Consider the following 13,580-nt stretch of genomic DNA (forward strand, 5'->3'; position numbering starts at 1 on the left):
AAGCACCGCTTTGAGGTTGCAGATAAAGCTGACGTGGTTTGAAGAGATTTTCGAAGAGTATAAAAGGTCAATAAATATACTTTTATAGTATAACAAAAAAAAGCCTAAAAGGCTTTGATTTTGTCTGGAAGCTGAGGGCTAGTCTTTCCTATTAAAATGCTGATCGATGACATCAACGATTTTGCCCATCACATAACTGACACGAAAATTTCTGAAGAGTAAAATTGCCCAAAAGGCTGCCATAATATAGCGACCAGTCATCCAGGCTTCATTGAAAAAATAGGTCTCAGCAGCTGTAAACAGCGCCATAATAATAAATTGTTGTTTATTCATAAACTTATTGTATCATGAAATCTTTCTTTAGTCTTCCTCTACCTTCACTTTATCAACCAAAAATTCAAATCCTTCTGGAATCAGGCTTTCTTCTGCTTCTTTTTCAGTTTGAGAAGATTTGGCTTTGGCTGAAAAGGCTGCGCGAACTTCTTTCCATTCCTCCATGGAAATAGCTAAAATCTCGGGTGAAAAACCTGCCGCCTGACTGAGGATGTTACCAAACATAGTGTTGAGATTATCCCGTTTCATGGTTTGACCAGCATTAAAGTTAGACTCAAAAGCAAGAATAGCATGGTGTTCATTGGCCGCAACCGGTTGAGATCCAACTAGCAGAGCCTTATCAGGGCCACCTAGACTTTCAATTACCTCTCCCCAGGCGTTCTGCAAGCGAATCAGATTTTGACGTGCTAAATCAGGATTTTCAACGGCCTCTTGTAAGATAGATTGAACTTTATTGCGATCAACACGATAGACTGTTTTGCCCGTAGCTGGTCGACTAGGAGCTGGACTTGTTGGCTTGGATACAGTTCCCACATTTGCGAGTTCTTGTTTGAGACGTGTCACTTCCTGTCTCAGTGCAGAAATTTCATGTTCAACCGCTCCTGAAAGAGATAGCTCAGGCTTAATCTCCGCTAAACGAATGGTCATCATTTCAGCATAAATCTTGGGCTGCAAACTAGACTTAATATCTGCTAAACTCACTGTCGCTAAGCGAATCATTTCAAACAGATTTTCTTGAGGAAGTGCCAAATTTTCTACAAAGACTGGACTATGATGAGTATTTTCTCCCCCTGTTTGAACAATTAACAAGTCTCTTAAATAGTGCAAAAGGTCGGTCACAAAACGAGTCATGCTCTTACCATTGTCAAAAAGAAGATTCAAGCAAGACAAGGCCTTGGGAACATCCTGTTGAGACAAGGCAGCAACATAATCATCCAAGGCTGATAGGCTAATGGTGCCAGTAATTTCTTCAGAGATGGCAGTCGTCAACTCGTTTCCCTGTGTCAAACTCAGGGCTTGATCCAAAATAGACAAGGCATCTCGCATTCCACCTTCAGCACGTCTGGCAATGATTTCCACAGCCTCTGGTTCAGAACTGATATTTTCTTTTTCTAAAATATAGCGGATATGTTCCTTAATATCCTGTGTCTTAATCGATTTAAATTCAAAACGTTGCACACGGGATAGAATAGTGGCAGGAATCTTGTGCAATTCAGTAGTAGCCAAAATAAAGACCACATTCTGTGTTGGCTCTTCCAGCGTCTTTAAGAGGGCATTAAAGGCCCCTGTAGACAGCATGTGAACCTCATCTATGATATAAACCTTATAACGAGCAAGACTAGGGGCGTAGGTAGATTTATCACGAATTTCACGGATTTCATCAACCCCATTATTAGAGGCCGCATCCATTTCAATGACATCTTCTAAACTACCGTCCGTCACTGCCTGACAAATATAGCAGTTATTACAAGGTTCACCACCCACTTGATTTGGGCAGTTCATAGCCTTGGCAAAGATCTTGGCTACACTGGTTTTTCCCGTTCCCCGTGGACCAGAAAAAAGATAAGCATGACTTATTTTCTCTTGCTCCACTGCTTGTTTAAGAGTCTTAGCCACAACTTCTTGACCAACCAACTGGGAGAAATTTTGACTTCTATATTTTCGATAAAGTGCTTGATACATTAAGATTTTTCCCCAAACATTGTAAAGTCCCATTCTGTCTTTTCAAGCAAAATAGCGACAAATTGTTCCAAATAATCTCGATCCGTTGCATCGTAATCCTCAATCTCTGAAGAATCCAGATCCAGAACTCCAAGTAACTGACCATTCTTCATCATCGGCACCACAATTTCACTTTTAGCTAGACTATCACAAGAAATATAGTTAGGATAGGTCGTCACATCTCCAACCAGAACAGTTTCCTGAAAGTGAGCTGCCTCACCACAAACACCCTTGCCTAGCGCAATACGGATGCAGGAAACACCTCCTTGGAAGGGGCCTAAAACCAATTCCTTTCCATCGAACAAATAAAAGCCTGCAAATACGGTATTAGGAAAACGTGATTTTATGAGAGCACTGGCGTTGGAAAGATTAGCCAAAACATTGGTTTCGCCTTCCAATAGGAAGAACAATTCTTCATTTAACATTTGATAACGTGATTGTTTTTCTGATTTTAACATAGAACTATTATATCAAAAAAGGAGCAGAGACAAAAGAAAAATCCCTTGTTTAGTAAACAAAGGATTTTGTGAATTTTCAATTTGATTAAAGTTCGATATCACCAAACAAATCAGCCATTGAAAATCCTGTTTGTGTTTCTGGAAGTTCGAAATCACGCTTCTCTTGACGTCTTGGACGACGTGGACGAGCAGCACGTTTTTCTTCTTTTTGTCCTTCTTCTTGAGCTGGACGTTCTTCAAGAGCTTTAATAGAAAGTGATACACGCTCTGCATCTGCGTTAACTTCAAGAACTTTAACTTGAACTTCTTGACCAACTTTAAGAGCTTCTTTTGGATTTTCAATACGTTTGTGTGAAATTTGTGATACGTGAACAAGTCCATCGATACCTGGCAATACTTCAACAAATGCACCGAAGTCAGTCAAACGTTTAACTGTTCCTTCTACTACATCACCTTTAGCCAATTTTTGCTCAACACCATCCCATGGTCCTGGTACTGTTGCTTTAAGTGAAAGTGATACACGTCCTTCTTCTTCGTTAAGATCAAGGATTTTCACTTCAATTTCTTCACCAACAGTTACAACTGATTTTGGTGAAACGTTACGTTCATGTGACAATTCAGTCAAGTGAACCAATCCGTCAACACCACCAAGGTCGATGAAAGCACCGAAACTTGTGATACGAGCAACTTTACCAGTTACAACATCACCAACAGCAAATTTACCAAATACTTCAGCGCGAGCTGCTGCTGTAGCTGCTTCAACAACTTCACGACGTGAAAGGATGAAGCGGTTTTCTTTAGCATCAACTTCTTTGATTTTAGCGTCAAATTCTTGACCTACAAAACGCTCAGTGTTACGTACGAAACGAGTATCCAACATTGAAGCTGGGATAAATCCACGAACACCTTCAAATTCTACTGAAAGTCCACCTTTAACGGCACGAGTTCCTTTAACAGTAACAACTTCTTCTTCGCGACCAACAAGTTTGTCCCATGCTTTGCGAGCTTCAAGGCGTTTTTTAGATACAAGGTATGTAACTGTATCAGTATCTTTACCAACTACTTGACGAAGTACAAGAACATCCAATACTTCTCCTACTTTAACAAAGTCATTGATATCTGCATCGCGATCGTTTGTCAATTCGCGAAGAGTCAAGACACCTTCAACACCAGTTCCAGAGATTGCAACGTTAGCTTGAGTCGCATCAACTGTCAATACTTCAGCACTAACAACATCACCAGTCTCAACTTGGCTAACGCTATTTAGCAAATCTTCAAATTCGTTCATCTAAAAAATCCTCCAACAATCAAGTTTTTCTTAAACTTGACATACTTATAATTTTTTTCCTAAGCACCCGCAAGGACATGTTCATATCATTCACGTCTTTCAATTATAAAAATAAAATACCCTAAGATATTTTGCTTTTTATCTTGATTATTACCTAAGAACTGGGGTAGCTGGATTCGAACCAACGCATGAGGGAGTCAAAGTCCCTTGCCTTACCGCTTGGCTATACCCCATTGATGAAATGGAGAGAGAGGGATTCGAACCCCCGAACCCGAAGGAGCGGATTTACAGTCCGCCGCGTTTAGCCTCTTCGCTATCTCTCCTACAATCAACATGGACTATTATATCATGAAAATTTCAAAAAAACAAGACTTATTTTGCTAAATTATAATTTTCAATCAAAATTTCCACAGCTTTTTCCAATTTTTTATAAAAACTATCGACATTCCCATTCTTTATGATGGCAAATTGTCCCTCTAATTCGGCAATTTCTCCGATAACTTTTTTACCAATGATCAAGGTATAGCCTTCAAAACTGTCTTTTCCTACATTAACTTTGGCATCTGCTACTTGAATTTCGATTTTTTTATCTTTCTTACTCATTTCATACCTCTCTTCACTTTTTCTATTGTACAAGAAAATCCTAAAACTAGCAAGAAAAAACTCTATATCAGGCTTGTCTGATATAGAGTTTTATGTAAACAACCTTAATCGATTTAGCATAGCTAATAGTTAGTAAACAAGCATAAGTGACTATCCTTTTTAGATTATCAGTGAGTCTCACCACCTACTAACTGCAAATCCTTATCTTTGTAGTCTACAATAGCTTCAATAGCTACCTCTATGCCTCTTACAATATCACATAGACTCATTCCTGCAGTATTCGGCTTATTTACTACTTGTTCCATCATATATGGAATATGCATGAAACCTGCTCTCATATTAGGGAATTTTTTATCCACTAAATAAAGAGCTTGGTACATCAAATGATTGCAAACAAAGGTTCCTGCACTATTGGATACAACTGCTGGAAGTCCCTGTTTTTTAATAGCTTGTACCATCGCTTTGATAGGTAAACTACTAAAATAGGCCGATGCTCCATCAATACGAATCGGTGTATCAATTGGTTGATTGCCTTCGTTATCAGGTATGCGAGCATCATCTTGATTAATAGCCACTCGTTCAGGTGTTAAACCTGTCCTGCCGCCTGCTTGTCCAATACAAAGTACAGCATCTGGTTGATATCGTAATATTTCTGCCTCTAAAACTTCTGACGACTTATAAAAAACCGTTGGAATTTCTACCCAGCGAACTTCGGCCCCATTAATCTCAGATGGTAATAATTTTACAGCCTCCAAAGCTGGATTAATCTTTTCACCTCCAAAAGGATTAAAACCTGTAACCAATATTTTCATTTTATTTTCCTTTACTAAAATGCGAGAAAGTACATTAAGAATATGTGAATAACAATCATTACTAGAGCAACACCTGCTTGAGCCTTTATAACACCATTCTGATCTTTCATATCCATCAGTGCTGCTGGTAGAGCGTTAAAATTAGCAGCCATTGGGGTCAATAAGGTCCCACAATAACCTGCTGTCATGGCAAGAGCACCAGCCACAATTGGATTAGCTCCCAGAGCAAATACAAAGGGAACTCCAACACCTGCTGTAATAACGGTGAATGCTGCAAAAGCATTTCCCATAATCATTGTGAATAGAACCATTCCAAGAACATAGGCCAAAACTCCTATAAAGCGACTATCTGAAGGAACAATACCGCTAATCAGATGAGAGATAACATCACCAACACCTGCTACAGTAAAAATAGCCCCCAAAGCCCCTAATAATTGGGGAACAATCCCACTTGTTGAAACTTGCTGAGTCATTCGATTATTTTCTGATAACAAACTCTTAGGGTGACTATTGGTAATCACAAGAACAGAAATTGTAGCAAACAAGGCGGCAAGGCTAATCGAAATCTTGCTAAATTCTGGAATCATTTGCGCTAAGACCAACGCAAGTATTGCCATCAGCATAACTGGAATAAAAATTTTATTTTTCAATCTGTTAGATTCAATATTGGCTTTCATTTCATCTAAGGATGGCAAGGTTCCGATACGGACTTGCTTAAACAATGTTAACAGCGATAATAGGATTACAATAATACCAATACTCATATTTGGCATATAGGAACCACCTATAAACGTAATAGACAATAAAATCCAAAATGCAGATGTTCCAAATCGAACTGGGTTTGTTTTATCTTTATAACTACAATAGGCTGTGTGGAGAAATTGACAACCAATCACAATATAGGTCAACTCTAATAGTTGCTTTGCCAACTCTGTCATTTTTGTTCTCCTCCCCTAGTCTTTTCTGATGTCAATTTTTTATCAAATAAATAATTGTAAATCCCCACTACAATAAGTGTTATAACAGCAACAATAATAGATGCAGAAGCAATCCCTGCATAATTGCTTTCATAGCCTAACTGATCTAATGTTCCCCCTATCAAGAGGACTCCCCCAGCACCTACAAACGTATTTTGAGCAAAGAAATTTCCAAAATTTTCATTTGCAGCCGCACGCGCTTTTATTGCCTCATCTTCAACCTCTGTTAACTTTCTACCTAATTGAGACTCTGCTGCTGCTTCTCCCATAGGTTGAACCAAAGGTCTGACAAACTGAGGGTGTCCTCCTAGACGAATTGAAAAGAAACCAGCTAACTCTCGAATAAAGAAATAAACTGTATAGAAGTTTCCAACTGTCAGACCTTTAATCTTTCGAATCAAATCAATTGATCGTTGCTTGAGTCCAAAGGTTTCTGACAGCCCCACAAGAGGCAAGGTAACCATAAAAATCGTGAGCACTCGCTGATTGCTAAATTCTTTTCCCAAAATCTCCAAAAATTCAACAAGAGAAACACCTGAAACTAAAGCTGTAACCAAACCAGCTAAGACTACTGTTGCAATTGTATCAAACTTTAAAATAAAACCCACAACAATGATTGCTATTCCTATTAATCTAATCCACTCCATATCAAACTCCTTTATATCTAAAATGACAGTATTTTTAAAATTTTATCAAGAGCAATACCATTCCTTATTTAATATGTTTTTCTAGTTCTTTTTGGTACTTGCTATTAGATTCCAATTTGTCTTTTTGCCATTTTTTAAGAGCTTCGTCATATTCTTTTGTTGTAACAATATCTTTTTGCAATTTCATTCCTTTAAAGATATATGGATCTCCCTTAATACCAACTTGTGAGTATGGTTTTGAGAATGGTACTACGTTACTTACAACTGGAGAACCGCCAGATGAAGCTGTTGGCATCAATAATGAACTATCTGTCAACCAAGCTTGAGCTTTGGCATATTTTTCATATCTCTTCTCTAGGTCAGTGGTCTCAGAAACAGCATCTTCTAACAACTTCTTATATTGATCCAAACCAAGTTTCGCGACAACATCCTTATCTTTTCCTTTCGTAATACCAAGGTGTTTCATGGCAGAACCAGATTTTGGATCCATAATATTCAAGTAAGACGCTGGATCTTGATAGCTTGGAGCCCATCCTGTACTGTTCAAATCATAGTCTTTTTGAGAAGGAACACGCGCTTGTGATGTAATCGTTTCTTTTTCATTATCTGTCATTTGAAGTACATCGATGACAACATTTTCAGCACCAAGAGTTGATTCAATAGACTGTTTGAAAGAGTTACTTTATTGAACGGCGATAGTATCTGTTTGTTCAACCGGGACATCCAAGTGAATTGGGAAGGTTACCCCTTTAGATTCCAAGTCTTTCTTAGCTTTTTCGAAAGCAGCTTTAGCCTTGTCAGGGTTGTAGATAGAATCCTTACCGTCAACTAGCTCAATACCTTTCCATTGATCACCATAGTTCACCAACTCTGCTTGAGCGATTTGACCAAAGTTCTTACCACCTGCTTGTACGAAGTTATCTGGAACAAGGCTATTACGAATAATCTTGTCCGCACCATCTTCACCGTTTAGCTGGGCAGCATACGAATGGCGGTTGAAGGCAAAGTTGATAGCCTGACGGAAATCCTTATTAAGCATCGCTTCTTTTGTAGAAGTCTTTTGCTCCTCACTTGTTTTCGCAGTTTTATTGTATGACTGACGATTTACGTTAAAAGTAAAGTAATAACTACTTGAATCCTGTGGGCTATAAGTGATTTTATCTCCGTATTCTTCCAAAGTTGAAGCAAAGTTTGAGCTGCTTGGGAAGAGACGGGCTGTCGTATAAGCACCAGAGGAGAAGCTACGGATCAAAGACTCCTGATCTGAACCATCGTAGTAGGTCAACTTAATCTTCTCAATTTTAACATTTTCTTTATCCCAGTAATTTGGATTTTTTTCATATTCAATCAACGATTTAGAAGTCAATGTTTTTAAGAAATAAGGACCATTGTAGAGAATCCCTGCTGGGCTAACCTCTCCGTAATTCTTTCCAGATGCCTTTAAAAACTCTTCATTTACAGGCAACATCGTCGCTGTTGTAACTTTTGAATTCCAGAAACTTTCTGGCGCATTCAATGTATACTCAACTGTGTAGTCATCCAAAGCTTTAACACCAACTGCAGAGAAATCATTGGTTTCACCAGTCATATAGGCGTCCAAGCCTTTGATTGAATTTTGGATGAGAGAGACACCGTCTGACTTACCATCAGCCACGTGTTTTAGTCCTGTCACAAAGTCATGGGCTGTTACTTCTGCGTATTCTTCGCCTTCTGATGTGTACCATTTCACTCCTTTACGAAGTTTATAGGTATAAGTCAATCCATCTTTTGAGACAGACCAATCCTCAGCCAAAGAAGGAATAACATTACCATATTTATCATTTTCCATCAAACCATCAACGACATTCCCGATAATATCTGTTGTGGATGTACGCGTTGCTATGCTGTAGTCCAAGGATGCTGGATCCACTGCATAGACATAAGAAAATGTTGTCGGAGCATCTGCTTCTTTATCAGCTTTTCCACAGGCTGCTAAAAGAGCTGTTGTGCTTAGGATAAGTCCTGTTGTTAAAATCCACTTTTTCGATTTCATAAAAATATCCTTTAATATATTTTTAATCTACTTTTACAATCCAACCTTCTGGCGCTGGAATATCACCAAACTGAATACCAGTCAATTCATCATAGAGTTTACGAGTCACAGGGCCAACTTCTGTTTCACTATAGAAAACATGGAAATCATTACCGTGTTGAATACCTCCAATTGGAGAAATAACCGCTGCTGTACCACAGGCACCAGCCTCTACAAAACGGTCAAGGTTATCAATTGGGACATCTCCCTCAATAGGAGTTAAGCCCAAGCGGTGTTCTGCCAAATAAAGCAAGGAATACTTGGTAATAGATGGCAAGATAGATGGACTCAATGGCGTTACAAATTCATTATCAGCTGTGATTCCAAAGAAGTTAGCTGATCCGACTTCTTCAATCTTTGTATGTGTTGATGGATCTAGGTAGATAACATCTGAGAAATGACGTGACTTGGCCAATTTCCCTGGCAAGAGACTGGCAGCATAGTTTCCACCAACCTTTGCCGCACCTGTACCATTTGGAGCAGCACGGTCGTATTCATCCTGAATCAAGAAGTTGGTTGGGACCAAACCACCCTTAAAGTAATTTCCAACTGGCATAGCAAAGATAGTAAAAATATACTCCTCTGCTGGTTTTACCCCGATAATATCTCCGACACCAATCAAAAGAGGGCGAAGATAGAGGGTTCCACCTGTTCCGTATGGTGGTACGTATTCTTCATTCGCACGGACAACTGCTTTACAAGCTTCTACAAACATTTCTGTCGGAACTTGTGGCATCAAGAGACGGTCACATGTCCGTTGCAGGCGTTTGGCATTTTCATCAGGACGGAACAGTTGAACACTGCCATCCTTAGTACGGTAAGCTTTCAAACCTTCAAATGCTTGTTGACCATAGTGAAGACTTGGAGAAGACTCTGAAATATGCAAAGTTGCATCCTCTGTAAGCTCTCCTTGATTCCATTGTCCATTTTTAAAATGAGCAATATAGCGATAAGGTAATTTCATATAGGAGAAACCAAGGTTTTCCCAATCAATCGTTACTGTCATATTCCACTCCTTATTCTAAAAACCTATTTCTTATATTCTACACTATTTTTCTAAAATAGCAAGTATATTTTGTAATTTTCAGAAAATTTCTTCAATAAAAAGAACCAGCTCTTAGAACTGATTCTTCATTTCACTTATTTAGCTTCAGTAAATACTTCTTTAAGATAAGCGTCAAAAACTTCTTCATCTGAAATCGTGTCAGAAATGAAGCTTCCATTGCTAGTGCGTTCTGACAAGTTCAAGTCTTGTAATCGACTTTGATAGATTGTTCCTTTGTTAGATTGAACAAGCAGAGTTTGGCCATTCCTGTCCGCTTCTGTACTGAAGAGGTCACCAACGAAGCCTTGTTCTGCAACTGCACCAGCCAAGAAGACACGGTGCGGTTTGTTTTTCAACTCACGCAAGACTTGTAGTCCTCGTTTGGCACGGCTGGTTGCCGGAATTTCGTCAATAGAAACACGTTTCAAACTTCCACGCTGGGTCAAAAGGTAGAAAGAAGACATATTGCAGATAAAGGCAGCTTGAAGCGCATCATCTGCTTTCAGGTTTATAGCTTTGACACCTGCAGCCTTGGCACCGACAACCGGAACCTCTTCGATATTGAAACGCAGGGCATAACCGTTTTGACTAATCAAGACAACATCATCTAGTTCAATCGGAACCACTGCTACAATCTGGTCTGTCTCGTCTTTGAGCTTAGCATACTTGACAGACTTAGACTTGTAGGTCCGCCATGGAGTGAATTCTTTGCGTTCTACACGCTTGATTTGACCGAGACGAGTCGCTAAAAAGTAGGTTGTCGCATCATCAAACTGATCTACCACTTCTGCATAAAGGATTTCTTCATTCGTTTCGAAGTTTGTAATGGTTTGGCTCAGATGCTCTCCGATGTCCTTCCAACGAATATCTGCCAATTCATGGATTGGTCGATAGATGACATTTCCAAGACTTGTGAACATCAAGAGGTGCTGGGTTGTCTTGGCAGATTGAACAAAAATCAAACGGTCATCATCACGCTTGCCAATTTCTTCCAGCGTTGAAGCGGCAAAGGAACGTGGGCTGGTACGCTTGATGTAACCTGCCTTGGTCACGCTGACATAGGTATCTTCCTCAGCGACAAGACTAGCTGTATCAATCTCAATTACTTTTGCTGTGTCTTCTAAAGTACTCAAACGTGGAGTCGCAAATTTCTTCTTGACCTCACGAAGCTCTTTCTTCATGAGATTGTACATGGTCCGTTCATCCCCGATAATAGCAGCAAGCATGGCAATCTTTTCACGAAGCTCTGCTTCTTCTTCCTGCAAGACAACCACATCGGTATTGGTCAAACGGTACAGTTGCAAGGTTACGATAGCCTCAGCCTGTTCTTCCGTAAAATCATAGCTAACTTTGAGGTTTTCCTTGGAGTCAGCCTTATTCTCAGAAGCGCGGATAAGAGCAATGACTTCGTCCAAAATCGAAATCACACGAATCAAACCTTCGACAATATGGAGACGCTTCTCAGCCTTCTCCTTGTCAAAGCGGGAACGAGCCAAAATCACTTCACGACGGTGGGCGATGTAGCTAGACAAGATTGGAACTATCCCAACCTGACGAGGCGTGAAATTGTCAATCGCCACCATATTAAAGTTGTAGTTGATTTGCAGGTCTGTGTATTTGAAGAGATAGTTGAGAACGAGCTCCGTATTAGCGTCTTTTTTGAGCTCAATCGCAATACGAAGACCATCACGGTCAGACTCATCACGAACCTCAGCAATGCCTGCCACCTTGTTATTGACACGAACATCATCGATTTTCTTGACTAGATTGGCCTTGTTGATTTCATAAGGAATCTCAGTAATAACGATTTGTTCCTTACCACCTTTTAGCTTTTCAATTTCAGTCTTGGAACGAACAACCACGCGCCCTTTCCCAGTCTCATAAGCTTTCTTGATTTCATCACGACCCTGAATAATAGCCCCTGTAGGGAAGTCTGGTCCAGGCAAGAATTCCATGAGTTTATCAATCTTTGCAGTTGGGTGGTCAATCATGTAAACTGCAGCATCTATGACCTCAGCTAAATTATGGGGAGGAATGTCTGTGGCATAACCAGCCGAAATCCCAGTCGAACCATTGACCAAGAGGTTTGGAAAGGCTGCGGGTAAAACAGTTGGTTCTTTTTCGGTATCGTCAAAGTTCCAAGCAAAAGGAACGGTCTTTTTCTCGATGTCTTGAAGAAGGTAGCCAGCAATTTCAGACAAACGCGCCTCAGTATAACGCATAGCCGCAGGCGGATCTCCGTCCATAGAACCGTTGTTACCGTGCATTTCGACCAAAATCTCACGATTTTTCCAGTCCTGTGACATACGAACCATGGCATCATAGATGGAACTGTCACCGTGTGGGTGGAAATTCCCCATGATATTCCCGACAGACTTGGCCGACTTACGATAGCTCTTGTCAAAAGTATTTCCATCTTTATTCATCGAATAAAGAATACGACGCTGAACCGGCTTCAAGCCATCACGAATATCTGGCAAAGCCCGGTCTTGAATAATGTACTTGGAGTAGCGACCAAAGCGCTCTCCCATGATGTCCTCTAGGGACATGTTTTGAATGTTAGACATATAGGATACAGAGCCCGTAAAATACCAAGTGAAAATAGAAAATTCTTGAAGTAAGCAAGCTCACCAGAGAATTTATCTTTTTCACACAGCATTTAGGGCGTGTTCAACTCCTTTCAAAGAATATAGAGTAGGTTTTTACAGAAAAGGTGTTCAGTTAAGATATAAAGGGACGATTTGGCTTGCCGAAAATTTCTGTAGAAAAATAGGAAATCGATGTAAGGTTCTATGAAGTCAAGACGATTTGACTTTTTTCCGAATAAAATTAGTCCAATGTTCAGTTACACTCAGTAACCAAACTATCCTTCTGTAGTTTAATGTGTTTAAAATGTGTTGCTTCAGTTAATAAGAAATTTCACACAGTATTTAAGGCATGTTCAACTCCTTTCGAAAAATGTAGAGTAAATACTATGGAAAAAGAAAAAATATAGAGTAAGTGAGTTTCATCCAATTCCTGTATCGTCATTTCCACTTGAAATGTCTACTCCACAAATCCTCGTTTATACTTGATATGGCTGGCGATATTACTATCTACATCTTTCTTATCCCAAAGTTGGAGTTCCCATGGGTAATAAAAATTACTTTTATTTTTAAAATAGATATGAATACCAACATAGCCATCTTTATCACGTAAATACCAGTTTTTTAGTCCATAAATCTCTTGCCAATCATCTAATTTCTCCATGACTTGAGCTATCTCTTTGGAACTTAAAATCATACGAGCACCAAAAATATCATTAAGAATAGAATTCACAGGATATCCCTCTTGACGCTCTGAAAAACGTGTAATTTTATCTAAAATAGACTCAGAAGTTTTGACACGATAAACATAGGCAATATCTTGGACATCTGCTTTCATCAGATAATCATTAATTGACTCATGTAAATTCAGACGGTAGGCCAAAATCGCTTTAGCCGGAACTTTTGAAAAGGTATGCTTGAGATTGATTTTTTCTACCTTACCCGTTTCAAAATAATCTTTAGAATATTCTCGATGAATACGATTAATCTCTGTAATGAGGCGTTCCACTTTTTCAATCATGAGTCTTCTCCTCTCGCT

Annotated in this window: 11 protein-coding genes, 2 tRNA genes and 1 pseudogene; all 14 read right to left on the minus strand. The window is 39.4% G+C overall.

The genetic code is table 11. The features are described 5' to 3' along the window. Positions 1–138: 138 nt before the first annotated feature. The 14 genes and pseudogenes from HT708_RS08565 to HT708_RS08630 all read right to left on the minus strand — a co-directional run bounded on the left by HT708_RS08565 (position 139) and on the right by HT708_RS08630 (position 13,562). On the minus strand, positions 139–333 hold the full coding sequence (locus tag HT708_RS08565; protein WP_001041547.1) for a DUF3272 domain-containing protein: 195 nt from the start codon (positions 331–333) through the stop codon (positions 139–141). A gap of 27 nt (positions 334–360) precedes the next feature. Then, entirely contained in the window at positions 361–2,016 is a 1,656-nt protein-coding gene (dnaX, locus tag HT708_RS08570) for a DNA polymerase III subunit gamma/tau (protein ID WP_050207859.1), read from the minus strand. After that, positions 2,016–2,513, minus strand: a complete 498-nt coding sequence (locus HT708_RS08575; protein ID WP_050207860.1) for a GAF domain-containing protein — start codon at positions 2,511–2,513, stop codon at positions 2,016–2,018. The genes dnaX and HT708_RS08575 overlap by 1 nt, the downstream gene beginning before the upstream one ends. Positions 2,514–2,598: 85 nt before the next feature. Continuing rightward, entirely contained in the window at positions 2,599–3,801 is a 1,203-nt protein-coding gene (gene rpsA, locus HT708_RS08580) for a 30S ribosomal protein S1 (RefSeq protein WP_001001629.1), read from the minus strand. A 161-nt stretch (positions 3,802–3,962) separates the two neighbouring features. Then, positions 3,963–4,034 (minus strand) — tRNA-Gln (locus HT708_RS08585). Between the two features lie 9 nt (positions 4,035–4,043). Further along, positions 4,044–4,124 (minus strand) — tRNA-Tyr (locus HT708_RS08590). Between the two features lie 49 nt (positions 4,125–4,173). Next, on the minus strand, positions 4,174–4,404 hold the full coding sequence (locus HT708_RS08595; RefSeq protein WP_000037111.1) for a DUF2969 domain-containing protein: 231 nt from the start codon (positions 4,402–4,404) through the stop codon (positions 4,174–4,176). A 167-nt stretch (positions 4,405–4,571) separates the two neighbouring features. Continuing rightward, complete coding sequence (gene pcp / locus HT708_RS08600) at positions 4,572–5,216, minus strand: pyroglutamyl-peptidase I (RefSeq protein WP_000699369.1); 645 nt, start codon at positions 5,214–5,216, stop codon at positions 4,572–4,574. Positions 5,217–5,230: 14 nt separating this feature from the next. Next, on the minus strand, positions 5,231–6,154 hold the full coding sequence (locus HT708_RS08605; protein WP_023936687.1) for a DUF979 domain-containing protein: 924 nt from the start codon (positions 6,152–6,154) through the stop codon (positions 5,231–5,233). Further along, positions 6,151–6,840 (minus strand): DUF969 domain-containing protein, encoded by a 690-nt coding sequence (locus HT708_RS08610; RefSeq protein ID WP_050207862.1) that lies wholly within the window; start codon positions 6,838–6,840, stop codon positions 6,151–6,153. Before HT708_RS08610 ends, HT708_RS08605 begins: the two co-directional genes overlap by 4 nt. 64 nt (positions 6,841–6,904) lie before the next feature. Continuing rightward, positions 6,905–8,872, minus strand: a pseudogene (locus HT708_RS08615) (peptide ABC transporter substrate-binding protein). A gap of 22 nt (positions 8,873–8,894) precedes the next feature. Then, positions 8,895–9,917, minus strand: coding sequence for a branched-chain amino acid aminotransferase (locus tag HT708_RS08620; protein ID WP_023936685.1), 1,023 nt, complete (start codon positions 9,915–9,917; stop codon positions 8,895–8,897). A gap of 134 nt (positions 9,918–10,051) precedes the next feature. Then, positions 10,052–12,523, minus strand: a complete 2,472-nt coding sequence (gene parC, locus HT708_RS08625; RefSeq protein WP_172926267.1) for a DNA topoisomerase IV subunit A — start codon at positions 12,521–12,523, stop codon at positions 10,052–10,054. 478 nt (positions 12,524–13,001) lie between these two features. Next, entirely contained in the window at positions 13,002–13,562 is a 561-nt protein-coding gene (locus HT708_RS08630) for a GTP pyrophosphokinase (RefSeq protein ID WP_138702957.1), read from the minus strand. Positions 13,563–13,580: the final 18 nt, after the last annotated feature.

Origin of the sequence: Streptococcus sp. 3613 (assembly GCF_013277375.1) — a bacterium.
GTDB classification, from domain to species: domain Bacteria; phylum Bacillota; class Bacilli; order Lactobacillales; family Streptococcaceae; genus Streptococcus; species Streptococcus pseudopneumoniae.